18 protein-coding genes, 1 tRNA gene and 1 other RNA gene are annotated in these 22,351 nt (G+C 64.8%); 12 read left to right on the forward strand and 8 right to left on the reverse strand.

All coding sequences use genetic code 11. The features are described 5' to 3' along the window. Window positions 1-184: 184 nt before the first annotated feature. The gene (locus BMF89_RS08940; protein WP_078106745.1) at window positions 185-1,096 is read left to right on the forward strand and encodes an oxygenase MpaB family protein; all 912 of its coding nucleotides are present in this window, start codon (window positions 185-187) and stop codon (window positions 1,094-1,096) included. A gap of 68 nt (window positions 1,097-1,164) precedes the next feature. Here the strand turns inward: BMF89_RS08940 and BMF89_RS08945 are convergent, their stop codons facing one another. Continuing rightward, complete coding sequence (locus tag BMF89_RS08945; protein WP_078106746.1) at window positions 1,165-4,644, reverse strand: bifunctional proline dehydrogenase/L-glutamate gamma-semialdehyde dehydrogenase; 3,480 nt, start codon at window positions 4,642-4,644, stop codon at window positions 1,165-1,167. A gap of 125 nt (window positions 4,645-4,769) precedes the next feature. Here BMF89_RS08945 and BMF89_RS08950 point away from each other — a divergent pair, with 125 nt between their 5' ends. After that, on the forward strand, window positions 4,770-5,669 hold the full coding sequence (locus tag BMF89_RS08950) for a LysR substrate-binding domain-containing protein (protein ID WP_078106747.1): 900 nt from the start codon (window positions 4,770-4,772) through the stop codon (window positions 5,667-5,669). 86 nt (window positions 5,670-5,755) lie between these two features. Here the strand turns inward: BMF89_RS08950 and BMF89_RS08955 are convergent. After that, a tRNA-Ser gene (locus BMF89_RS08955) sits at window positions 5,756-5,840 on the reverse strand. 311 nt (window positions 5,841-6,151) lie between these two features. Here BMF89_RS08955 and BMF89_RS08960 point away from each other — a divergent pair. From BMF89_RS08960 to recR, 4 genes are all read left to right on the forward strand, one after another. Then, complete coding sequence (locus BMF89_RS08960; RefSeq protein WP_078106748.1) at window positions 6,152-6,475, forward strand: hypothetical protein; 324 nt, start codon at window positions 6,152-6,154, stop codon at window positions 6,473-6,475. Window positions 6,476-6,687: 212 nt separating this feature from the next. After that, window positions 6,688-6,784, forward strand: an RNA gene (gene ffs / locus BMF89_RS08965) — signal recognition particle sRNA small type. Between the two features lie 33 nt (window positions 6,785-6,817). Next, on the forward strand, window positions 6,818-9,958 hold the full coding sequence (locus BMF89_RS08970) for a DNA polymerase III subunit gamma and tau (protein WP_078106749.1): 3,141 nt from the start codon (window positions 6,818-6,820) through the stop codon (window positions 9,956-9,958). 171 nt (window positions 9,959-10,129) lie between these two features. Further along, window positions 10,130-10,729 carry a recombination mediator RecR gene (recR, locus tag BMF89_RS08975; RefSeq protein WP_028265726.1) on the forward strand — a complete coding sequence of 200 codons (600 nt, stop codon included), beginning with the start codon at window positions 10,130-10,132 and terminating at the stop codon, window positions 10,727-10,729. A gap of 36 nt (window positions 10,730-10,765) precedes the next feature. Here recR and BMF89_RS08980 read toward each other — a convergent pair whose 3' ends face one another. Next, a complete protein-coding gene (locus tag BMF89_RS08980) occupies window positions 10,766-11,947 on the reverse strand; it encodes an ABC transporter permease subunit (protein WP_078106750.1) in 1,182 nt (393 codons plus the stop codon). Next, window positions 11,944-12,900: an ABC transporter ATP-binding protein gene (locus BMF89_RS08985; RefSeq protein ID WP_078106751.1), complete on the reverse strand. Its 957-nt coding sequence runs from the start codon at window positions 12,898-12,900 to the stop codon at window positions 11,944-11,946. Before BMF89_RS08985 ends, BMF89_RS08980 begins: the two co-directional genes overlap by 4 nt. A 251-nt stretch (window positions 12,901-13,151) precedes the next feature. On the opposite strand from BMF89_RS08985, the gene BMF89_RS08990 reads away from it, so the two are divergent. Then, window positions 13,152-14,498 (forward strand): aspartate kinase, encoded by a 1,347-nt coding sequence (locus BMF89_RS08990; protein WP_078106752.1) that lies wholly within the window; start codon window positions 13,152-13,154, stop codon window positions 14,496-14,498. 125 nt (window positions 14,499-14,623) lie between these two features. Here the strand turns inward: BMF89_RS08990 and BMF89_RS08995 are convergent, their stop codons facing one another. Both BMF89_RS08995 and BMF89_RS09000 read right to left on the reverse strand, forming a co-directional pair. Next, a complete protein-coding gene (locus BMF89_RS08995; protein WP_139359608.1) occupies window positions 14,624-14,803 on the reverse strand; it encodes a hypothetical protein in 180 nt (59 codons plus the stop codon). 147 nt (window positions 14,804-14,950) lie between these two features. Then, window positions 14,951-15,160, reverse strand: coding sequence for a hypothetical protein (locus tag BMF89_RS09000; protein ID WP_241710118.1), 210 nt, complete (start codon window positions 15,158-15,160; stop codon window positions 14,951-14,953). Window positions 15,161-15,284: 124 nt separating this feature from the next. Between BMF89_RS09000 and BMF89_RS09005 the strand changes: the two genes are divergently transcribed. The 4 genes from BMF89_RS09005 to BMF89_RS09020 are packed head-to-tail and all read left to right on the forward strand — an operon-like array spanning window position 15,285 to window position 17,682. Next, the gene (locus BMF89_RS09005) at window positions 15,285-15,788 is read left to right on the forward strand and encodes a MarR family transcriptional regulator (protein ID WP_078106755.1); all 504 of its coding nucleotides are present in this window, start codon (window positions 15,285-15,287) and stop codon (window positions 15,786-15,788) included. Window positions 15,789-15,804: 16 nt separating this feature from the next. Further along, window positions 15,805-16,374 carry a hypothetical protein gene (locus tag BMF89_RS09010; protein WP_078106756.1) on the forward strand — a complete coding sequence of 190 codons (570 nt, stop codon included), beginning with the start codon at window positions 15,805-15,807 and terminating at the stop codon, window positions 16,372-16,374. After that, window positions 16,361-17,314: a 3-methyladenine DNA glycosylase gene (locus tag BMF89_RS09015; protein WP_078106757.1), complete on the forward strand. Its 954-nt coding sequence runs from the start codon at window positions 16,361-16,363 to the stop codon at window positions 17,312-17,314. The genes BMF89_RS09010 and BMF89_RS09015 overlap by 14 nt, the downstream gene beginning before the upstream one ends. Further along, the gene (locus tag BMF89_RS09020) at window positions 17,311-17,682 is read left to right on the forward strand and encodes a serine protease inhibitor (RefSeq protein WP_078106758.1); all 372 of its coding nucleotides are present in this window, start codon (window positions 17,311-17,313) and stop codon (window positions 17,680-17,682) included. Before BMF89_RS09015 ends, BMF89_RS09020 begins: the two co-directional genes overlap by 4 nt. A gap of 273 nt (window positions 17,683-17,955) precedes the next feature. On the opposite strand, the gene BMF89_RS09025 is transcribed toward BMF89_RS09020, so the two are convergent. Together BMF89_RS09025 and BMF89_RS09030 are read right to left on the reverse strand one after the other, a co-directional pair. Continuing rightward, complete coding sequence (locus tag BMF89_RS09025; RefSeq protein ID WP_253190769.1) at window positions 17,956-21,039, reverse strand: S8 family serine peptidase; 3,084 nt, start codon at window positions 21,037-21,039, stop codon at window positions 17,956-17,958. 545 nt (window positions 21,040-21,584) lie between these two features. Beyond that, window positions 21,585-21,770 (reverse strand): hypothetical protein, encoded by a 186-nt coding sequence (locus tag BMF89_RS09030; protein ID WP_078106759.1) that lies wholly within the window; start codon window positions 21,768-21,770, stop codon window positions 21,585-21,587. A gap of 328 nt (window positions 21,771-22,098) precedes the next feature. Between BMF89_RS09030 and purS the strand changes: the two genes are divergently transcribed. Further along, window positions 22,099-22,350 (forward strand): phosphoribosylformylglycinamidine synthase subunit PurS, encoded by a 252-nt coding sequence (gene purS, locus BMF89_RS09035; protein ID WP_028265707.1) that lies wholly within the window; start codon window positions 22,099-22,101, stop codon window positions 22,348-22,350. Window position 22,351 lies beyond the last annotated feature (1 nt).

The following is a 22,351-nucleotide window of genomic DNA, read 5'->3' on the forward strand; positions in this document are numbered from 1 at the left end:
CCCCCCCCCCCCCCCCCCCCCCCCCCCCCCCCCCCCCCCCCCCCCCCCCCCCCCCCCCCCCCCGCGCCGCCGGGCGCCGCGGGCGCCCCCCCCCCCCCCCCCCCCACCTCTGCGTTAACCGGTTACCGCTGTTTTCACAGCCGCCCGGCGCTTGCGCCAACGAAATGCTGCGCGACAATGGACCATGGTCACCTTCCTGAAGAAGTGGCAAGCGGAACTGAGGATGACTTTTACGGGTCACCCGCAGTCCACTCCCGACTGGGTGCTGCGGCTTGCGGAAGGAAACGACCCCGGTTACCACCTTCCCGGCTCGGCCGTCTGGGCTGTCCACGGATCCATGTCCACCATCGTCGCCGGAATCCGGGTACTGCTCATGCAGGCACTGCACCCGGGCGCCTTGGCGGGGGTCTATGACCATTCAAGCTTCAAAAGGGATCCCCTCGGACGGCTGGCAAACACGATCCGTTGGATCTTTACCGTGAGCTACGGCTCCATGGACGCGGCCAACACGGCGACCCAATTCGTGCGGCGGGTCCATGACTCCGTCAAAGGCAGTTACATCGACGCGCACGGACAGACCCGCGAGTATTCGGCCAATGATCCCGAGCTTCTCCGCTGGGTCCACGTTGCATATGCGGATTCCTTCGTGGCGGCGCACCGGATCTGGGGCGGGGCGGTCCCCGGCGGCGCCGACGCCTACATCCGCGAGTGGGCCCAGGCAGGCCGCCTCATGGGAGTCGAGGATCCTCCCCTGAGCCTCGCCGAGGTGGCCTCGGAAATGGACCGGTGGTACGCCTCCGGCCATCTCCGCGCAGACGAGCGGCTCAGGGAAACCATCGACTTCATCAGGTACCCCCCGTTGAAAGCGTCGTTGCAACCCGGATACCGGATTTTGTTCGCCGCGGCCGTGGCCAGCCTGGAGCCCCGGTACCGCGAACTTCTGGGACTGGAAAAGGCCCGATTTGGCCCCATCCCCTTCCCGTCGATCCTCGCCGCGCGGGTGGTTCTGGCCGTCGTGCGCCTGACGTTGGGCCGCAGCGGTCCCAGCGAACAGGCCGCCCGGAAACGGCTGCGGCGCCTGGGGTACGAAGCATAAGCGCAAGGAAGCCCGGCGGAACGGCTTGTGGCCGTCCCGCCGGGCTTCCCTGCTTCCCCGCTGAGTCGCTAGATCAGCGCGTCCGACAGGTGGTTCGGAGTGCCGAAGCGATGCGCCGTGATGCTGATGGCCTGCTCGTGCAGGAACGGCAACATCTCGATGCGTCCGGCCGGGGTCACCGCGCCGTGGTAGATCGCGACGTCGGGACGACCGCCCGTCGCGGCGCTCAGGGCGCTGCTGTCCCCGCCGATCAGGCGGATGCGGCCACCGTTGATGGCAGCCGCCGAAGCCAGCCATTCGGCATCGTTCTGGATGCGGGTGCTCACGTTGAGTCCCGCGAACGCTGCGACCACGGCTTCGGGAAGCTCGACGGCGGAGGACACCGTGAGTGCCGAACCCGCCACTGCCCCGGCTGCTACGACGCGAAGCAAGTCGACCAGCTTCCCGCCCTCGGACAAGCGGACGGTCACGGGGATGGCCCGGTAGCGGAAGACGTTGCGTTCGGCGCTCAGGCCGGAGACGTCCTTGCGGGTGCCGAATTCCGTGGCCCATGCCTCGGCGTCGCTGAAGAGCGCCTTTTGCAGGGATTCTGCTTCGCCGGCCTCAACAAGCGGGCCTGCGGCCTTGGCAGCGGCAAGGATCGAAGCTGCCGCACCCTTGAGCGTGGCACCGCGCTTCGCGCCGGGCTCTGCGGGAACCCAGCTGCCCAGTCCGACCAGGTAGTTGGGTCCGCCGGCCTTGGTGCCAGCGCCCACGGCGGACTTCTTCCAGCCGCCGAACGGCTGACGCTGGACGATGGCGCCCGTGATGCCGCGGTTCACGTAGAGGTTGCCGGCCTGGATGGTGTCCAGCCAGATGCCCATTTCATCGGAATCGAGCGAGTGCAGCCCTGCGGTGAGTCCGTATTCGATCTCGTTCTGGATGGCGATGGCTTCTTCCAAGGTGGACGCCGTCATGACGCCGAGGACCGGGCCGAAGAACTCGGTCAGGTGGAAGTAGGAGCCGCGCTTCACGCCGAAGCGGATGCCCGGCGACCACAAACGTCCGGTCTCGTCCAGCTTCTCGGGCTTCACGGCCCACGTCTCGCCTTCACCGAGGGTGGTCAGCGCGTTGAGGAGCTTGCCGTTGGCCGGCTCGATGATCGGGCCCATCTGGGTGGTGGCCTCTTCCGGGTAGCCCACCTTGAGCGAGCGGGCAGCATCAACGAGTTGGTTGTGGAAGCGCTCGGACGTGGCAACGGAACCCACCAGGATCACGAGCGAAGCGGCGGAGCACTTCTGTCCGGCGTGTCCGAAAGCCGAGTACACCACGTCCTTGGCGGCAAGATCGAGGTCCGCGTGCGGAGTGACGATGATGGCGTTCTTGCCCGAGGTCTCCGCGAGCAGCGGGAGGTCCTGCCGGAAGGAGCGGAAGAGCTCGGCGGTCTCGTAGCCGCCGGTGAGGATCACGCGGTCAACGCTGGGGTGCGAGACCAGCTGGGTGCCGAGCTGGCGTTCTTCGAGCTGCACGAGCGCCAGCACTTCGCGCGGAACACCGGCTTCCCACAGCGCGTCCACCATGACGGAACCGGAGCGTCGGGCCTGCTTTGCGGGTTTGATCACGACGGCGGATCCCGACGCGAGTGCCGCCAGCGTGGAGCCCGCGGGTATCGCCACGGGGAAGTTCCACGGCGGGGTCACGACGGTGAGGTTCGCCGGGACGAACGTGGCGCCGTCGACCGTTTCCAGGTCCTTGGCCCGCTCCGCGTAGTAGTGCGCGAAGTCGATTGCTTCGCTGACTTCGGGGTCGCCTTGTTCGATCGTTTTGCCGGTCTCGGAGGCCATGACCTCGAGGAGTTCGGCGCGGCGGGACTCCAGGATGTCGCCTGCTCGGTGGAGGATGGCGGCGCGCTCTGCGGCCGGCATGGCACCCCACGCTTTGCCGTGTTCCACCGCGGTGGCGATGATGCGGTCCAGTTCCTGGGAGTCGCTGACCTTGCTGGCTTCAACAATCGCGTTGCCGGCGGTGGAGCCCGGAATGCGGTCCAGGATGGCGCGGCCCCAGGCCCGGTTGGCGGGCAGGGCAGGATCGGTGTCCGGCGTGTTGGCGAAACCATGGTTTGGCGTGGAGGCCGCGGGCTGGTTGCGGTCCTGGGTCCGGTTGGGTGCCGGAACGGCGTCGTCCAGCTCCGCGAGGGAGGCGAGGAAGCGCTGCTTCTCGCGTTCGAACAGCGATTCGTTTTCGCTGAGCTCGAACACGGCGGACATGAAGTTGTCCTGGCTGGCGCCTTCTTCGAGGCGGCGGATCAGGTAGGCGATGGCGACGTCGAACTCGCCCGGGTGCACCACCGGCGTGTACAGCAGGAGGCTGCCGACGTCCTTGCGGACGGCCGTGGCCTGGCCCGTGGCCATGCCGAGCAGCATCTCGAACTCGATGCCCTTCGTGACGCCGCGTTCCTTGGCGAGCAGCCACGCGAAGGCAACGTCGAAGAGGTTGTGGCCCGCGACGCCGATGCGCACCGCGTCGATGTGTTCCGGGGTGAGGGCGTAGTTGAGGACGCGCTTGTAGTTGGTGTCCGAATCTTGCTTGGTGCCCCAGGTGGCGAGCGGCCAGCCCTGGATGGACGCCTGGACCTGCTCCATAGGCAGGTTGGCGCCCTTGACGACGCGCACCTTGATGGGAGCGCCGCCGTTTGCGCGGCGGGCCGACGCCCATTCCTGCAGTTCCTGCATGGCGGAAAGCGCGTCCGGGAGGTAGGCCTGAAGCACGATGCCGGCCTCGAGGTTCTTGAATTCGGGCTTGTCCAGGATCCGGGTGAACACGGCCATGGTCAGGCTGAGGTCCTTGTATTCCTCCATGTCCAGGTTGATGAACTTGGGCTTGGGGAACGATGCGGCCAGCTCGTAGAGCGGCGTGAGCTTCTCCACCACGTGGTCCACCGCTTCGTCGAAGGCCCACAGCGAGTGCGGGGCCACCGTGGAGGACTCCTTGATGGAGACGTAGTCGACGTCGTCGCGGGCCAGGAGCTTGAGGGTTCCCTCGAGCCTGCGGCTGGCTTCGCGTTCGCCCAGGACGGCCTCGCCCAGCAGGTTCACATTCAGGTGGACGCCGTCCTGCTTGATCTTGGCGATGGCGGGCCCGAGCTTGGCGTCCGTGGCGTCCACGATCAAGTGGCCCACCATGTCACGGAGGACTTTGCGGGCGATCGGGATGACCACTTGCGGCAGCACCGGAGCCATCACGCCGCCGGTGCGCACAGCGGCGCGCATGTACCAAGGCAGGAAGGCCGGGACCTTCGGGGCAAGCTTGGCCAGGTTGCGGCCGGCGACGGTCAGATCCTCGGGGCGGATGACGCCGTCGACGAATCCCACGGTGAAGTCCAGGCCGTTCGGGTCCTTGAGGACGCCGGCGAGGCGCTGTGCGGAAACGTCAACGGGGACCTTCGAGGCTTCGGTGAGCCAGTGTCGAACCAGTTGGATGGCTTCGTGGGCCAGCTCCTGGCGGTGTCCGGATTCCGGGGTGGATTGTGTCCTGGCGTCGATGCTCGAATCCCGGGTTGGTGTGCTCATGCGCTTCGTTCCTTTTGGTGCGTAGAGTGCTTTGTTTCCATCAGTATGGATCTACAATCAGATTAGGAAAAGCGATCTTTTCTGAAGAATATTCATTAGATTTCTCGAACCTTCTGGAGAGCCACATGCTGGACGTCCGCAGGCTGCGCTTGCTGCACGAACTGAAGATCCGCGGAACGCTCGCAGAGGTGGCGGACGCGATGAAATACAGCCCATCCTCCGTGTCCCAGCAGCTGACCTTGTTGGAGAAGGAAGCCGGGGTGAAACTGCTGAGAAAATCCGGCCGCCGGGTCCAGCTGACGCCGCAGGCCGAGATCCTTGTAGAGCATGCCGCGTCCTTGCTGGCCACCCTCGAGCGGGCAGAGACGGACCTCGCCGCGTCCCTCTCGACGGTGACGGGCACGGTGCGGCTGGCCGTATTCCAAACCGCCGCTCTCGCTCTCATGCCGAACTTCCTCACCATCATGAAGGGCGAGTATCCCGAAGTGCGCGTGGAGATGATCCAGCGCGAACCCGAGACCGCGCTCTACGAAACGTGGGCGCGGGACTTCGACATCGTGGTGGCCGAGCAATATCCCGGGCACGCCGCACCGCACCACCCCGGCCTGGACCGGGCCACCCTGACCAGCGACGCCATCAGGCTGGCCACTCCCCCGGTTGGCCTCGGCGGGGAATCGATCTCCTCGCTCGCGGACACGGCTTCGTTGCCATGGGTCATGGAACCGCACGGTGCGGCATCGCGACACTGGGCGGAGCAAGCATGCCGCTCCGCCGGTTTCGAGCCCGATGTCCGCTACGAAACCGCCGACCTTCAAGCGCAAATCCGGCTTATCGAGTCCGGCAATGCCGTGGCACTCATGCCGGACCTCGTCTGGACAGGCCGGACGACGCCGGTCCAACTGCTCGACCTCCCCGAACTCCCCACGCGGACAGTCTTTACGTCGACGCGCACGGCAGGCCGGATCCACCCGGCGATCCTCGCCTGCCGGGAAGTGTTGGAGCGGGTTGCTGCCGAGCGGGTTTAGGGGTGGGGTTGATTGGCGGAATCCGACCCCGGTTCGAATACGGCCGGAACGCAAAAAGGCCCCGGTCCAAAGACCGGGGCCAAACGCGGAGAATGGGGGATTTGAACCCCCGAGGGCGTTAACCCAACACGCGTTCCAGGCGTGCGCCATAGGCCGCTAGGCGAATTCTCCATTGCTTCTGAATCAAAAGCAGACTCCACTGTACCCGAGAATTTCGGCATCGCCCAATCGGGACTTTCATGGTGTCCGGCAGGACCTGCGTGCGCTTAAACGTAAAAATGGACGCCCCCAATGCGTCCATTCCTCCGGCACTCCGTTGAGCTGCTGGGTCCAGCCCCTGAAACCAGGCCCTGCACCTCACAATCTTGAGATTGCCCCAATCGGTGTACATACCTATAGTCCGCTGGGCTCAGCGGTTTGGCAATGGAGATTGGAAACCATCCTTTGACCTGTTTTTGAGCGGACACTGGAAGGATGGTGGAATGAGCCAACTGCACGCCCTCGTTGTCTACGTCCCGGCATCCCATAGCGAGGGCTTCCTGGCCGCGATCGGCGATGCCGGGGCCGGAAGAATCGGCGACTATTCGCATTGCTCCTTCACCACTCCGGGCACGGGACGTTTCACTCCGTTACCGGGAGCGCAACCGTTCATCGGAGTGGTCGGGCAAGGCGAAACCGTGCCCGAAATCCGGGTCGAGTGCGTCGTTGAGGCGGACATGCTCGACGCCGTAGTCCAAGCCCTGCGCGCAGCCCACCCTTATGAGGAACCCGCATTCATGACGTGGCCCGTGAACGGCTGGCGCTAGCCTCCCCCCGGACATGCCCTCCCCTAACAACTGGACATGCCCTCCCCTGCTCACGAGGACTGGACATAATCCCAATATGTCCACTCCTTGGCTCTCGAAGAGGACATGTCCATTGGAACCTCCGAGCGCCGAAGGGACATGTCCATTTCCCGGCTCCCGCAAGGCACATGTCCGCAGATTCGGAGGGCTCGATAACTTCGGGTAAGCTTGTCGACGGCCCCTCATGTGGCGTCATCCTGTTGAACTCCCCCAGGACCGGAAGGTAGCAAGGGTAGATGGGCTCTGGCGGGTGCATGAGGGGTCTCTTATTTAAATGTCAGTCCCTATAGGTAGGTTTCCCCTGTGACTGTTACTACTGCTCTTTACCGCAGATATCGCCCCGATTCTTTCGCGGACGTTATCGGGCAGGAACACGTCACCGAGCCGCTCATGACGGCCCTGCGCAAAAACCGGGTCAACCACGCCTACCTCTTCTCCGGCCCCCGCGGTTGCGGAAAAACCACGTCCGCCCGCATCCTTGCCCGCTGCCTCAATTGCGCCGAAGGCCCTACGGACACTCCTTGCGGCAAATGCAACAGCTGCGTCGAGCTGGCCCGCGGTGGCTCCGGCTCGCTCGACGTCATCGAGATCGACGCCGCCAGCCACGGCGGCGTGGACGACGCCCGGGATCTCCGCGAACGCGCCACTTTCGCCCCGGTCCGGGACCGCTACAAGATCTTCATCATTGACGAAGCCCACATGGTCACCTCCGCCGGCTTCAACGCGCTGCTGAAGATCGTCGAAGAGCCGCCGGAGCACATCAAATTCATCTTCGCTACCACTGAGCCGGACAAGGTCATCGGGACCATCCGCTCCCGCACACACCACTATCCCTTCCGGCTGGTACCGCCCGAGCCCCTGATGCAGTACCTCGAGCTTCTCTGCCAACAGGAAAACGTGCCCGTGGCTCCAGGCGTGCTCTCGCTCGTCATCCGGGCCGGCGGTGGTTCCGTGCGCGATTCGCTCTCCGTATTGGACCAGTTGATGGCCGGCGCCGGTCCCAACGGCCTGGACTACGAGCTCGCCGTCGCACTGCTCGGTTATACGCACGCTTCTCTGCTGGACGACGTGGTGGAAGCAATCGCCGCATCCGATTCCGCCACTGTCTTCCGGGCCGTGGACCGCGTCATCCAAACCGGGCACGATCCCCGCCGCTTCGTCGAGGACCTGCTGGAGCGGTTCCGCGACCTCATCATCGTCCAAGCCATGCCGGAAAGCGCCCAAGCCATCCTCCGTGGGATGCCGGCGGACCAGATCGCCCGCATGCGCAGCCAGGCCAACAACCTCGGCGCCGCCGAGCTTTCCCGTGCCGCGGACGTCACTAACACCGCACTCACTGAAATGACCGGCGCGACATCGCCCCGGCTCCATCTCGAACTGCTCTGCGCCCGGATCCTGCTGCCCAGTTCCGAGCAGACCGAACGTGGCATCGCGGCCCGGATCGACCGCGTCGAACGCCGCCTCAACTATGGCGAGTCGCTTCCTCCCGCGACAGCCCAGACGCCGCCTGAAGCTGCTGCAGCGCCTTCCACTTCCGCCGCGCCAACTGCCCGCCCGGCTGATCACCCGATGGAACGCCCGACGGCGGACGCCAGTCCCGCTCCCGCCTCGCCAGCGCTCCACTCACCAACGCCTCGGGCAGCCTCGACCAGGCCCGCCGACGTCGCTGAGGCACCGGTTCCCGGCTATGCACCTGCACCTGCAACCGGGGAATCGTCCCGGGAACAACTGACACCGCCGAGAGTGTCCACTACCGACTGGCCCGTGGATGAAACGAGGCAGCAGTCCAGCCGCCCTGCAGTCGAACAAGTTGCGCAAGCTCCTGCGGCACAGCCGGTTGCCCCTGCGCCATCGGCTCAACCAGCGGCAAACCAGGACCGGCCCGGACCCGTGGCGGCAGCAGCTCCGACGCCGGCACCCCAACAAACGCCCGCACCTGCCCAGGCTTCGGCGCCTGCGCCCGCGGAACAGTCAGTACCCGGGGCACCGTCGCCGACCGCACAACAGCCAGCGTCCGCACCGGCCGCGCGGCCCGCTACGGGCGGTGCCGATGTAGAGGTCATCCGGCGGGCTTGGCCCGAAATCCTCCAAACGCTGACCAAGATCAAGCGCAGCAGCTGGGCCTTGGTCGGAGCGAACGCGCAGGTGGCACAATTCGACGGCCATCTTCTGACCTTGGCATTCGGCACGGACGGACTTGCGAGCGCCTTCAGCCGCGCAGACCATGCCGAGAACCTTCGCCAAGCCATCCACAAGACGATCGGCATCGACTGCCAGATCACGTCAATCGTCGGCGGCAACAGCTCAGGTAGCTCTGAACCAAACCCAAAAGCACCGGCTGACCCGGCGCCCCCTGCCGGGGGTGGTGCCTCTCCCACGGCGTCCTCCGCTGTGGATACCGCATGGGGACTTGCCCCTGCGGCGCAAAGCCCTGCCGCCCTGGAAGCAGACAAGCCCGATGCCGCCACCGCACCGCCAGCACTAGCCCCCACGGCACCAACCCCAACGCCTCCAACCCACACGGCCCCGGCACCGGCGGAGCACGTTCAGCCCGCCCCGGAAGTTGCGGAGGCTCCGGCCTCGGCGACTGCCATGGCATCGCCGGCCGCAGCAGCTGCGTCGTCCGCAGCAGCACTGGCAGAACCGGTTGCTGACTATTCCTATTCGGACGATGACTGGGGTCCCCCCCGGGACGAGGACGCTCCGCCGCTGGACGAAGAACCGCCCATGGATTGGGAACCGTCGGCTCCTTCGGGCTACACTTCCACGGCCGGCGCCGCCGCCCCGGCCCCGACCGCATCGCCACTAGGCGACGCCTCGGCGTCGAACGCCCCAGCCTCCGCCGGTTCTGCGCCCGCGAACGAGCGCTCCACCAAAGCATCTCCGGAGCCGAAGTCCGATGCCTCGGAAGATCCGTGGTCCAGGGCCGTCGAGCACGCGCCCGGCTCGTGGGTGGTCGGCGCAGAATCCAACGTTGGTTCCGCGGCTTCGGGCACCTCTGCCGACTCCGACCGTCAGGGCACGTCCTCCACGCCGGCTACGTCCAGTCCCGTCTATGAGCCTGCCGCCGCGCAGATTCCACACCAGCCACATGCCTCAGCGCCCGCACTAACCCCGGCGCCCGTACTAACCCCAGCGCCAGCCGCTGCACCTGCCCCCGCGCCTACGCCTGCCCCAGCGCCAGCGCCAGCAACAGTGTCGGCGCCTTCGGGGACCGGGAAGCAGAGCCTCTACCAACGGCTTTCCAACAGCCCGGAAGCCATGGCTGGACGCGAGAAAGCACCGGCACGGGCTGCCGTCGCTCCCGGCAGCGTGGTGGAAGACATCCCGAGTGCGGACGACGAAACGATCGAGGAGTCGGGAGTCTTTGGACGGGCCGCCGTCGAGCGTATTCTGGGCGGGAAGCTACTGGAAGAACGGTCGCTGGACAGCATGCGCCGCTAACAAGCCGCCAGAAACCGGGCGCCGTAACCACACCCTGCGCGGGGCCGCACGGACTTCGGCGGGAAACCTCCTGGAACCCCGCGAGGGCCCACGGGCGCCGCAAAATGGTGCCACCAAACCGAGACGCCAGCCGAACAGGAACGGCGTCCACACCGAATGAACGAGGACATTGTGTACGAAGGCGCAGTACAAGAGCTGATCGATGAGCTCGGCCGGCTCCCTGGCGTCGGGCCGAAGTCGGCGCAGCGTCTGGCCTTCCATATCCTTGAGGCCGATCCCGAGGACATGAAGCGGCTGGTCGCGGCCATCACCACCGTCAAGGAACGGGTGAAGTTCTGTACTGTCTGCGGCAACGTCACCGAGCAGGAGCTGTGCAACATCTGCCGCGATCCGCGCCGCGACCCCTCGGTGATCTGCGTGGTGGAAGAATCCAAGGACGTCCTGGCGGTGGAACGGACGCGGTCCTTCCGCGGCCGGTACCATGTCCTCGGCGGCGCCATCAATCCGATTGCCGGCATCGGGCCCGAGCAACTCCGCATCCGCGAGCTTCTGACCCGGCTCAACGACGGCGCCATCCAGGAAATCATCATCGCGACCGACCCCAACCTCGAAGGCGAAGCGACGGCGACCTACTTGGCCCGCATGCTGAAGTCGATCGGCATCACCGTCACCAGGCTTGCTTCCGGCCTCCCGGTGGGCGGAGATCTGGAGTACGCGGACGAAGTTACCCTCGGAAGGGCCTTCGAGGGTCGCCGCAACGCCCTCATGTAGGCAGCACGCCGATAGCGCACCGGCGACCCGCCCGGTTTAAGCGATCCGCGTCCCGTTGGCCAACCGGCTGGCGGGCGTCCGCAGCGAACGCCAGCCGAGCCACATGAGCAGACCTGTCAGGAGCACTTGCAGGCCGAGTCCCAGGGGCCACAAGGGCGTCGACTGCTTGAGGTACTGCGGCTGCTGCACGCCGTTGGCACAGGTGAAGGTGTGGTCCGGGCCGGCGAGCGCGGACCTGGCACCCTGGCTGATGCCCTCGATCATGCCGACCGAGTAGAACGCCGATCCGCTCCGGTCCGGATACGGAATGGCGTCGGCCACCACCACATAGGGATTCAACGCGAGCATCCATGCCACGCGATCGGTCCGGACGGCCGAATGCTCCACCAGGGGACCCTCGCAGGTGTAGCCCGGCTGCACCGCTTCAGTCGGCTGCCCTTGTTGATCCGGCTGCACTGGAACATATGACAACGGACGGCCAACGGGAGTATTGGCCAACACCGTACCCTGCGCCAATTGAGCCCCCAGCGCGAACGAAACCAACGATCCGACCACCAGCGCGGCAACCACCAAGTAGGTCACCACGATCGAGAACAGGGGGCGCCCCGCGAGCGCAGAAATCCCCACTCCGATCCCGCAGACAACGGCAAGTTCCACCGCGAGCATCAGCAAGGAAACCACCACGTGCCCCGGGGTCAGCCCGCCTTGGAACATGCCGAAGACAAGGAACGGGGCGCTTGTCGCCAGGAAGGCGAGCGCCGCGAGCCATCCCGCACAGAACTTGCCCCACAGAATCTGGCCCGGGGTCAGCAAGGTGATCTGCAGGATGGCGAGCGTGCCCCCGGCCCGGTCTCCGTTGATGGCATTGGCGGACAGCGCCGGTGCCACGAGCAGGGCAAACAGGAGCACAAAAGCCAGCACGACCTCGAAGATCATGGACCCCGCCCCGTCCTGCGGGGCCAGCGCCGATGGCGGGATCGTGGAGCGACGCGCTTCCATGCTGGCGTTCCAAGCGATCCAGGTCAGCCACGTCACCATCGCGATGACAAAGAACCAGATGCCCAACATGATGTACCAGCCGCGGGAGCGCAAGCGTTGTTTCATCTCGAGGACCACCACGTCGCGTATCCCGCCAAGATAGCCGACGACGGCGTTCCAGCCTCCCGTAGCTCCCTGCGGACCCGCCGGGCCCGGCATGGTTTCAGTCACGTCGCTCATGGCCTCTCCGTATCCAGGTTCATGTACGTCTCTTCCAAGGCACCGGCTGCGGGGGCGAAGGAAACCACGCCGATGCCGGACCGGACGAGTTCGCCCAAGAGGGCGGCAGCGCCGTCGTCGTGCGTCAACAGCAAAGTGACCGAGGGGCGACGGCCCGCTTCCACCCGGTATTCCAGCCCGATTTCACTGAGCTTTGCGGTGAGGGCCGCGTTGTCGAGGGCTGTGATCGCGTAGCGCCGGCCTTGCAGGGCAGCCTCCTCGAGGGTCTGCTGTTTCACGGTGCGGCCTTGGCTGACGAACACCGCTCCGTCCGCGATTTCATCGAGCTCACTGAGCACGTGGGAGGAAACCACCACGGCCTTCCCTTCCCCGGCCAGGCGGCGCAGCAGGGTTCGGAGCTCCACCCGGGATCCCGGATCGAGGCCGGACGCAGGCTCGTCGAGCAGAAGCACAGAGGGGTCGTGGATGAGGGCCCTGGCCAGGCTGAGCCTTTGTTGCTGGCCCCTGGAGAGGACGCGGGCGGGCTGGTCGGCTAGCCCATCCAGCCGGACAAGTTCGAGCAAGCCGTCAACGCGGTGCACTATGCCGGCCTTGGGCAGGCGGTAGAACCGCGCCATCTGGACCAGGATTTCGCGCGCGGTCAAGGACTCCCACACCCCCAGGGTGTCCGGCATCCAACCGATCTGAAGCCGGGCGGCGGCGCTGTCCTGGAGCGGGTCAAGGCCGTTGATCCTGATGGTTCCGGAGTCCGGCCGCAGGAGCGATGCAAGCATGAGAAGGAGCGTCGTTTTGCCTGCCCCGTTGGGTCCGATGAGCGCCGTGACCTTCCCTGCCGGCGCGTGGAAATCGATGTGCTCTACTGCGTGGACCGTGCCGAAGCGGCGTGCGACGCCTTCCGCGGATACGCCGAGGGCGCCGCTGCCCGGGACGATTGAACTTTCAGCTATGGACATGCCCTACTCACCTGTTTCCCCCAAACAGAACAAGTACGCTTCAATTCCCGTGAGCCCACATGCCCCCAGGCTGCGTATTTCTTGATCGTACGCCACGCCGAAACCGCCCCGCATGCGCCCGAGGGCCGAGATTTGGTCACAATTCCCCCGCCCGCCGCGGCCGGCGATAAACTGGCCACATAAGCCACGTAGCCGTGCCGCTATCTGGCCACGCAACGTACGATCCCCAATTGAGCAGTGAGGGTGCGCGCATGAGTTTGCCCACGACCGAAGTGAAAACCGAAGACTTGACCGCGCAGACTGCCAAGACCAAGCAGCTGATCGTGCAGAAGTTCGGTGGCTCCTCGGTGTCCGATGCAGAAGGCATCAAGCGTGTTGCCCGTCGTGTGGTTGACGCCCAAAAGGCCGGCAATGAAGTTGTTGTGGTGGTTTCCGCCATGGGAGACACCACGGACGAACTCCTGGATCTCGCCGCCCAAGTCACCGATTCTGCACCCGCGCGCGAAATGGACATGCTCCTCTCCGCGGGCGAGCGCATCTCCATGGCCCTGCTCGCCATGGCCATCAACAAGTTCGGCGCGTCCGCCCAGTCGTTCACCGGATCGCAGGCCGGCATGATCACGGACGGCATCCACGGCAAGGCCCGCATTATCGACGTCGACCCCCACCGCATCCGAACTGCATTGGACAAGGGTCACGTGGCTATCGTGGCCGGCTTCCAGGGCATGACCCGGAGCACCAGGGAGATCACCACCCTTGGCCGAGGCGGATCGGATACCACTGCCGTGGCGCTTGCCGCCGCCCTCGAAGCGGATGTCTGCGAAATCTACACGGACGTCGACGGCATCTACACGGCGGACCCGCGCGTGGTCTCCACGGCCACGAAGATCGACCGTATCTCCAGCGAGGAAATGCTGGAATTGGCAGCTTCCGGCGCCAAGATCCTGCACTTGCGCTGCGTGGAATACGCCCGCCGATTCGGAGTGCCCCTGCACGTCCGGTCCTCATTCAGCCAGAACGAAGGCACCTGGGTCCTGCCCAGCGCCGATGACAAGATCACGATTCAAGAGGGAGTTGCCTTGGAGCAGCCAATCATCTCCGGTGTTGCACACGACCGTTCAGAAGCCAAGGTCACCGTGGTCGGCGTCCCGGACATTCCCGGCAAGGCCGCCGCCATTTTCCAGGTCATCGCCAAGGCGCACTCGAACATCGACATGATCGTCCAGAACGTGTCCACCCACGGCACCGGCCGCACGGATATTTCTTTCACCCTGCCCATCGTGGAAGGCGCCGACGCCCTCACCGCACTCCGTGCGGCGCAGCCTGAAATCGGCTTCGAAAGCATCGAATACAACGAGAACGTCGGCAAGCTTTCCCTGATCGGTGCCGGCATGCGTTCGCACCCCGGCGTCTCTGCCACCTTCTTCAAGGCGCTCTCCGACGCGGGCATCAACATCAACATGATTTCCACCTCGGAGATCCGCATCTCCGTGGTCACGCACGCCGATCTGCTGGATGACGCCGTGCGCGCCATCCACAAGGCGTTCGATCTCGACGGCGACGCCGAGGCAACCGTCTACGGCGGCACCGGCCGCTAGCCGGCCCCTGACGGGAACGCACAGCCGGGCGCCCGCCGTCGGGAATTGAAGTACTTAACGTGAAAGAACCGGAGCCTACGCTCCGGTTCTTTTGCTTCCCCGCGGCGTGGAGCCGCAAAAGGGCTTCAGGCGGTTTCCTTGCGGATTCCGTAGTGGTGGCCTTGGTCGTCTGTTTCGACGACGAAATGCCCCAGGTCTTCTTCCGACGCCGTCTCGAAGTCGTCATGCTTGTGGACTACGGGCGCATCAATGTCGCCCCGGGCTGCCGGGCCGAACCAGAAGCGCAGTCGATCTGTGACCTTCATAAAGCTATCGAGTGCATGTCCCACAATTCCCACCTCCTTCCCCGCTGCGAAGTCCAGCCGTGCGGTTGGAGCTGAGTGGTTCCAGTGAGGCCAATTTTACGCCCGCAAGCCATAAAAGGCCCGGGCGGTCGTCCATCGAGGTGGGGGCTAGCGAAGGGACTTATCGTCCGGGTTCTTGGGGACCACATAGGTGCTGCCGTCCGGCCTGCGGATGGTCTCCCATTGCTGCGCTTCGGCCTGGCGCCGCACGAGGAGGCGCTTGTTCTCCTCGGTCATTTCATGATCCAGGGAACTGCTGTGCGCCGGCCCGAAAATGACCCGCAGCTTGCCGGTTGCGCGCATGAATCTCTGGGTCATGGTCTCTTTGGCCACGTGGTCTACCCTCTCTCAAAAGGATGCTGTCGCTTAAGAGTACACTAACAATTAGTGCACTAACTATCGACCGGAACAGCCCGGTCGCCCACACGGAACGGAGTACGCCATGGCTGCCGCAGGCACACCCCTTGCCCCCGAAACCACCGCGCCGCCTGAAGATGACCTCTTGCTTGAGCGTCAGTTGTGCTTCGCCCTGACGGTGGCGTCGCGGAGCGTGGTGGGCGTCTACAAGCCGGTGCTTGAAAAAATGGGGCTGACTCATCCGCAGTACCTTGTGATGCTGGCCCTCTGGGAACGCAGCCCGCGCACGCTCAAGGACATCAGCGAAGCTCTCCTGCACGAGCCAGCCACCCTTTCGCCCATCCTGCGGCGACTCGAGGAAGCAGGATTCGTGACCCGCAACCGCATCCATGGAAACGAAAGGGCCCTCGCCATTGCCTTGACCGACGCCGGCGCCGCCCTCAGGCAACAGGCGACGGCCGTGCCTGGAACCATCATGGAGCGGCTTCAACTCACGCGGTCCGAAGTAGCCGAACTGCACCGGGCAATGACCGGGCTCATCGCGGCCACGCAGCACCATGCTGCCGGTACGGGCGATAAACTGGCATAAATCAAGGAGATCCCCCATGCGCCTGCGAATAGTCCGGTCCGTGTTGGCCGTCCTCGCCGTCGCTGGCCTTGCCGCCTGCACGCCGAGTCCCGGAGGCAACCCGCCCAGCACCTCGGCGCCCGGCAGCAGCACGTCGTCCCCGCCGTCGAGCAGCCCCACAGGACTATTACCTGACGAAACGGCGTCTCCCAGCGGCAAACCGACCCCTTCGTTCTCCCCCACCGTGCCCAGCTCATCCGGCCGCGGGGAAGCCGAACTTTCCATCATCGTCAGGCCCTCCCCCACGGCAGCCCCTGAAAGCTACACACTTGTCTGCACCGGCGGCGTCCCCGCCGCTGAAAGCCACCACCCCACCGCAGCCGCAGCGTGCGCTGCCCTGAAGAAAGACCCCGCCCTCCTCGTACGCACGCCGCGCCCCAGCGACCAAGTCTGCGACCAGCGCTACGGCGGACCCCAGACGGCAATAGTCACCGGCGCCGTTGACGGAGTGGGCGTCGAGTCCGCCTACAAACTGACGGACGGCTGCGAAATCTCCGCCTGGGCCGCTGTCGCCGACATTCTGGGTTCAAGCGGTGCCGGAGCTTAAATACCAGCACCTCGCGCAAGAGAAATGGCTCGCGCTGGAGGCTGCCCACCACGAACGCGTTGACCGCTACGCCAAGCCATACTTGGCCCGTCGCTCTGCCGGCCAGAAGCATCCGGTCGAAGACTTCCTCTTCACCTACTACACCCAGAAGCCCGGCCAGCTGCTGCGCTGGCACCCGGGTGACGGCGTCGTCCTCTCCGGCCCCAAGGCGGCCGAGCGGGCCGGATGGAAGTATTACCAAGTGCTCGACGACGGCGCGTTGGCGTCCGCGGGGCTGCCCGCCGGTACCGTGGCGGTCACCTTCGACCGCAGCCGGTTCGTGGCCGACCGCACCGAGGCCATTCGCTTCGCCGGCATCATCCTCGCCGGAACCGTTGCGCGGCCTGCCCAGTTTGGTTGCTTCGGGCTGCACGAGTGGGCCATGGTCTACCGCCAGGACAAGTTCGATCTCCGTCACGAATACCTCAAGCTGCGGCTCGGCTCGGAAGGCACGGACACCGTGGTGGAGGACAACCGGATCCGGTGCTCGCACTTCGACGCCTTCCGTTTCTACACTCCTGACGCCACCCCGCTCAACGAACTCACCCCGACGCGGGACAACCAGCGCACCATGGAGCAACCCGGCTGCCTGCACGCCAATATGGACCTCTACAAATGGGCGTACAAACTGACGCCGGCACTGCCGAGCGAACTGGTGATGGACTGTTTCGAGCTGTCCTGGCGGATCCGGGCCATGGACATGCAGGCGTCCCCCTACGACCTTGAAGAGTGGGGGTATCCGGCCATCAGGATCGAGACACCGCAAGGCAAGGCCGAGTACGTTGAGTATCAGAGGGCATTCGCCGCCGAGGCCCAGGCGCTCCGGTCCCGGGTCCTCGACGAAGTGCAGCCGCTCTTGGAACTCCTCGTACCAACACCGTCTCACGAAGGACAGCAATGACTTCAAGCACCGGAAAGTACGACGTCGAACTCACCGTCACGCTGACGGAGGCACCAGGCGCCGTTGACTACGAGTTCGTCCTGCTCGGCTCGGGCGGCGAAGTTTCCGAAGGCTCGACCCTTCCGGACCCCCGCGCGGCGCTTGCCGCCGTCGAGCAATTCGGCGAAGAGATCTTCTTTCCGGTTCCCCGCCCGGACCGGATTTGCACCCAACAATACGGCGGCCCGCAGGTGGCGACGGTTACGGGCCGGTTCCATGGGCGCGAGGTCAGCAGCCGCTTCAGCCGGACGGACGGCTGCGAGATCGCCCGCTGGCGAACCATGGCTGCACTCCTCGGCGGCGTGGCGGGCTCCACGGGAAACATCTAGCCCAACGCCCGCTCACATATAACCCCTCCCCAGCCGACGCCCGCTCACATATATCCCCTCCCCAGCCGACGCCCGCTCATATGATCTGCAAGAGGGTTCCACCGTTTAGCGACATACGTGAGCGGGCGTCGGCCAAAAGGGTCATAAAGGTGAGCGAGCGTCCACGAATTTTGCCCTATACGTGAGCCGGCGTCCGTGCGAAGACAAGAAAGCGGCCGGCGGGATATGCCGCCGGCCGCTGCCTTGTTTACCTGTCAGACCGTCAATGCCGCACTACAGCGCGTTGTTTGACTGGTCGTCCCCTTCATTCTGGAGTTTGCCCTTGCCGTGCTGGCCTTCTTTGTCATCATTCGGCACCACGGACACGCTGCCGTTTGCCGAGACGAGGACCGACACAAAGGTCGGCGAGCTGGTGCCGGCAAATGTGAGTCGACCGATGTAGGAGCCCGGTGTGAGCTTGCTCCACGCGAAGGTGAGCTTCCCGGATTTGCCGTTCTTCATCTTGATCGGGTTGGGCGTGACCGTGGCGTTGCCTTGGTTTGCGCCCAGGATCGCGGCATCAACACTGGCCTTGGTGGGCCGGTTGTTGGGGCTGGCATACAAGTTCGCGATGATCGTGTACGTCCCGGGCTCCGGGTTGTCGAGCGAGAGGGACTCACTGGCACTCGGTGTCGCTGCCGTGAACAACTGACCCGACGGCGACAGAACATACAGATCGAAATCCGCCGTGGGATCCGAGGAGATCACCGAGAACTTCGCGAACGCCGTTCCGGCGGGAACCGTGGCGGTCTTGACGAAGTTCGAGGCATCGTTCGCCACATTCACTGGACCGGGAACCAATTCCGCGGGCGAGGAGTCGGCCTTGGAGAGGCCGTCAACGGTCACGGCCGTCGGAGAGTCGGAACCGGAGACGATGTTGATGTCAGCGGATCCGCTCGCCTGCTGGGACGTGAAGGCGACGCTCTTGGAAGCCAGCACCGACTGCGGACGAACCGCGATCGGCGAGACCACCGACTTGTTGGCGCCTTCCCATTTCAACGATCCCATCGCGAAGGTACCCAGTGCCGCGCTCTTGTTCTCGAACGTCACCTTGAAGGTCTTCTTCTGGCCGACCTCATTGAAGTTCAGCACGGACGGAGTGACCTTGACGTCAACACCGGGCACATTGACCGTGGCCCGGTACAGTCCCGGAGTCAGGGCCGTGACGGTGCGGGTGACCTCGATCTTGCCCGCGAGGTTGCCCAGGGCGAACGATGGAAGGTTCATGTCGCGCGGCAAGGTAGAGCCGAGTCCCGGCATGCCGAGATCCACGCCGGTACCCTGGATGAACTTCAGGTAGTCCTCGGTTCCGGCATCGTAGACCAGCCCCGGTTCCAGCACGCTGGCAGGGTTCATCTCTCCCGCGCCGGTGGCGAAGACGTCCGTGTTCTTGGTTCCGTCGGCCAGCTTGACGTCACTCGCGGTGGTCATCATGGCCGACTTGACCGTCGCCGGTGACCAATCGGGGTTCTTCGCCAGAATCAAGGCTCCGAAACCTGCGATGTGCGGGGAGGCCATGGAAGTCCCGGACATGAATCCGTACTCATCGCCGTTGCTGCCGATGGGCGAAACTCCGGCCAGCACGGCAACGCCGGGAGCCGAAACGTCCGGCTTGAGCAGATCCGAATCGGTGGCGAGGAGCGGGCCGCGGGAGGAGAATCCGGCGATCTGCGGCTGAGCCTCGAGCGGAAGCCCGGTGGTGTCGTGGTCAACCAGGGAAACAGTAATCGCGGGGTTGGCGGCGACCTTGTCCTTGATGGCCTGCGAGTCCGGCGGGTTCACGTGGACGGTGGGCACTGCGTGTTTGTCCGTGTCCAGCGACGAGGTGGTGAGGTTGACGAGGATCATGCCCACACCCCCACCGCGGAGGACTTCGGCGCTCTTGGCGACGCGGTCAACCACGCCGCGGTCGCACACCACTACCTTGCCGACGATTTTCGCCGGGTCCAGGGACCCGGGCGCACAGAGCGCCGCGTTGCCGGTACCTGAGGCGGCGTTTGCGGCGAGCACGACGCCGGCCCCGCTCACCTGGTGGTTCATGATGCTGGCTCCACGGTACTTGCTGCCGTCGGAGAATTCGACGGTTCCCTGGAGCGCCTGGGAGAACGAAGTAGCCGCAACGGTGGTCATCCAGGGTGCGCCGTGGTTGACGGTGCTGGCCTGGGGTCCCGAGTTTCCGGCAGACGCGGCCACAAAGATGCCGGCCGACGCAGCCGAGAGGAACGCCAGCGAGACCGGGTCGGTGGTGGTGTCAGTGGCACCGGAAATGGAGTAATTCAGGACGTCCACGCCGTCGGCAATAGCCTGGTCAATGGCCGCGATGGCTGCGGAACTGTAGCAGCCACCCGAATTGGGGTTGGTGTCTTCCCAGCAGACCTTGTAGATCGAGAGCTTGGCAGCTGGTGCCACGCCGCTCGTCTTGCCGAAGCTGCGGCCATCCACGAACGTTTCCACCCCGGAGTTTCCTGCCGCGGTGCTGGCCGTGTGCGTACCGTGGCTCGCGACGTCGATGGGCGAGATCTGTTCCTGGGGTGCCCGTTGGGCTGGCGGAACAGACTGCAGGAAGGCATCTGCGAAGTAGTGGGCGCTGAGGACCTTGGAATTGCACGCGGTGCCGTCGAAAGCCGCTCCAGTGTCGGTGCCCTTCTGGCACTCGCCAACAAACGTGTCTCCGTTGGCCTTCAACATGGCGATCTTGCCGTCACTGGTGCGGTACGGGACGCCTACCTGGGGGTTTCCGACCAACGGCTGGACGGGATCGCCGGCGAAGAACTTGCTTGTGGGCGTGTAGCCGGTGTCGATGACGCCCACCACAGTGCCCTTTCCGGCCTGGTCCTGGCCGCCGAACTGGGTGTTCCAGAGCCCGTTCGGTCCGCTGAGGTTGAGGAAATCGGTGGTGGAGTAGTCAGGAGCTGACTGGGTGTCCGGGGCCACGAGGAGAACATCGGGGTTCTTCGCGAGATTGACGGCCTGGTTCGCGGTCAGGGTGGCGCTGAAGCCGTTGATGGCTGTGGTGTAGTCGCGGTTGATGCTCACGCTCTGCTGCTTGGCCACGTCCTGCTGCTTCTGCTGCAAGTGGGCCTGGTACTGCTTCACTTCGGCCTTGCTTACATCCAGTTTCTTTCCCGCTTGCGGCTTGGTGGGCACATAGCCGGGCGTTCCGCCGTCGTACGTGGCCGCTGGCTTCTCTGCCAGCACCACTACGTAGCGGCCATCATGATAAGACTTGGGGTCGACATTCCGGGCAACTCCCGCACCCGTTGATCCGAAGACCGTTGAACCGGAAGCGGGCGCAGCTTGAGCGGGTGTCAAAGCCACCGAGGAGAGCAGAACCGGTAATCCGACGGCTAGTGCCGCAGCTTTTCGAAGCCCCCCGCTTCCAATGAAGCTCTTTCCTTGTGAATTCACGAGTGATTGCACCTTTCCGGGCGATCGTGGCGGTCATGTCAAGATCAATCAACTACGGACGGACACTGATTGACAGTTCTTGTAATCAGGTAAAGCCCAGCCGATTCATAGAGTACAGAGCGATAGCTGAATATTACATAGGACACATTTCACGTTTTTTGTCATGTCATTCGGCATCAGAATACATCCGCACGGAGGAGCGGGCACGCCCCCTTCGGGAGGGACGTGCCCGCTGTGCGGATATTCAGATATTAAGACGAAGGCGGACTGAAAAGGGCCTTAAGCGTGTTGGTGCGTCAAGCAATCAGCCGCTTCGGCGCCGGGGCCGATCCGGACATTGCGGGCTTCGCACATGCAATTCCAAGCTCATCCCGAATACGCGCGTTCAACCCCGCTGATTAGCGCATTTGCGCGTACCCTATTGCGCTCCACCGGGCCTCAGCGCGCAAGCCGCCCTAAGAATGGGTCCCCCGCAACGCATCGCTGATTTTGGCCCTTGCCGAGGCATCCGGCGGGACGGAAATGCGGTTTTCCCGGGCAGCCCGGTCTGCCATGATCCTTTGGAAAACCATCCTCCCCAGGCCGGCAAAAACAGCGGCAAGGACCACGGGCAAAACCATCGACTTAGCGTTCTCGGCCATGCCGCAATCCTAGTGACGCAAACCACCCCCCGGCCAGAGCCGCCGTCGGGCAGTGAAAACGCCCGACTACGGCGGGCTGCCGCCGCGGATTGGCGCGTACCTTTTGCCTGGTTGCCACCTCTTCACCGATCTCCCGCAAATAGGGTATGTAGCGATGTGGCCGGTAGAATGGGCATGCAAGCTCGCGGAGCGCCCCCTTATTCCGTAAGACACTGCCCCTGACATTGTTGCTGAACACTGTTTGGGCGCAGTCCCGGCGTGAGACGGCACCACTCCGCGGCAGCCTTTAACCAAGGTTTAACCAACGCTCACGCACAGGAGTTACCGGATGCCCCGGATCGTCGTCGACGTCATGCCCAAGCCCGAGATTCTGGACCCTCAGGGGAAGGCCATCGTGGGCGCACTGCCCCGCCTCGGCTTCACCAGCTTTAGCGCAGTCCGCCAAGGCAAGCGCTTCGAACTGACCGTCGATGGCGAGGTGACCGATGCCATCCTCGCCCAGGCCCGCGAGGCAGCCGAGACCCTGCTGTCCAACCCGGTGATCGAAGACGTCGTCAACGTCGAGGTCGTCGAGGCCTGAC

Origin of the sequence: Arthrobacter sp. SRS-W-1-2016 (genome assembly GCF_002009585.1) — a bacterium.
GTDB classification, from domain to species: Bacteria; Actinomycetota; Actinomycetes; order Actinomycetales; family Micrococcaceae; genus Arthrobacter; species Arthrobacter bambusae_A.

Excerpts from the sequence above, each read along its gene's own strand:
- BMF89_RS08940 (WP_078106745.1), top strand. The coding sequence starts at position 185 with ATGGTCACCTTCCTGAAGAAGTGGCAAGCGGAACTGAGGATGACTTTT.
- BMF89_RS08945 (WP_078106746.1), bottom strand. The coding sequence starts at position 4,644 with ATGAGCACACCAACCCGGGATTCGAGCATCGACGCCAGGACACAATCC.
- BMF89_RS08950 (WP_078106747.1), top strand. The coding sequence starts at position 4,770 with ATGCTGGACGTCCGCAGGCTGCGCTTGCTGCACGAACTGAAGATCCGC.
- BMF89_RS08960 (WP_078106748.1), top strand. The coding sequence starts at position 6,152 with ATGAGCCAACTGCACGCCCTCGTTGTCTACGTCCCGGCATCCCATAGC.
- BMF89_RS08980 (WP_078106750.1), bottom strand. The coding sequence starts at position 11,947 with ATGAGCGACGTGACTGAAACCATGCCGGGCCCGGCGGGTCCGCAGGGA.
- BMF89_RS08985 (WP_078106751.1), bottom strand. The coding sequence starts at position 12,900 with ATGTCCATAGCTGAAAGTTCAATCGTCCCGGGCAGCGGCGCCCTCGGC.
- BMF89_RS08990 (WP_078106752.1), top strand. The coding sequence starts at position 13,152 with ATGAGTTTGCCCACGACCGAAGTGAAAACCGAAGACTTGACCGCGCAG.
- BMF89_RS08995 (WP_139359608.1), bottom strand. The coding sequence starts at position 14,803 with ATGAAGGTCACAGATCGACTGCGCTTCTGGTTCGGCCCGGCAGCCCGG.
- BMF89_RS09000 (WP_241710118.1), bottom strand. The coding sequence starts at position 15,160 with ATGACCCAGAGATTCATGCGCGCAACCGGCAAGCTGCGGGTCATTTTC.
- BMF89_RS09005 (WP_078106755.1), top strand. The coding sequence starts at position 15,285 with ATGGCTGCCGCAGGCACACCCCTTGCCCCCGAAACCACCGCGCCGCCT.
- BMF89_RS09010 (WP_078106756.1), top strand. The coding sequence starts at position 15,805 with ATGCGCCTGCGAATAGTCCGGTCCGTGTTGGCCGTCCTCGCCGTCGCT.
- BMF89_RS09020 (WP_078106758.1), top strand. The coding sequence starts at position 17,311 with ATGACTTCAAGCACCGGAAAGTACGACGTCGAACTCACCGTCACGCTG.
- BMF89_RS09030 (WP_078106759.1), bottom strand. The coding sequence starts at position 21,770 with ATGGCCGAGAACGCTAAGTCGATGGTTTTGCCCGTGGTCCTTGCCGCT.
- purS (WP_028265707.1), top strand. The coding sequence starts at position 22,099 with ATGCCCCGGATCGTCGTCGACGTCATGCCCAAGCCCGAGATTCTGGAC.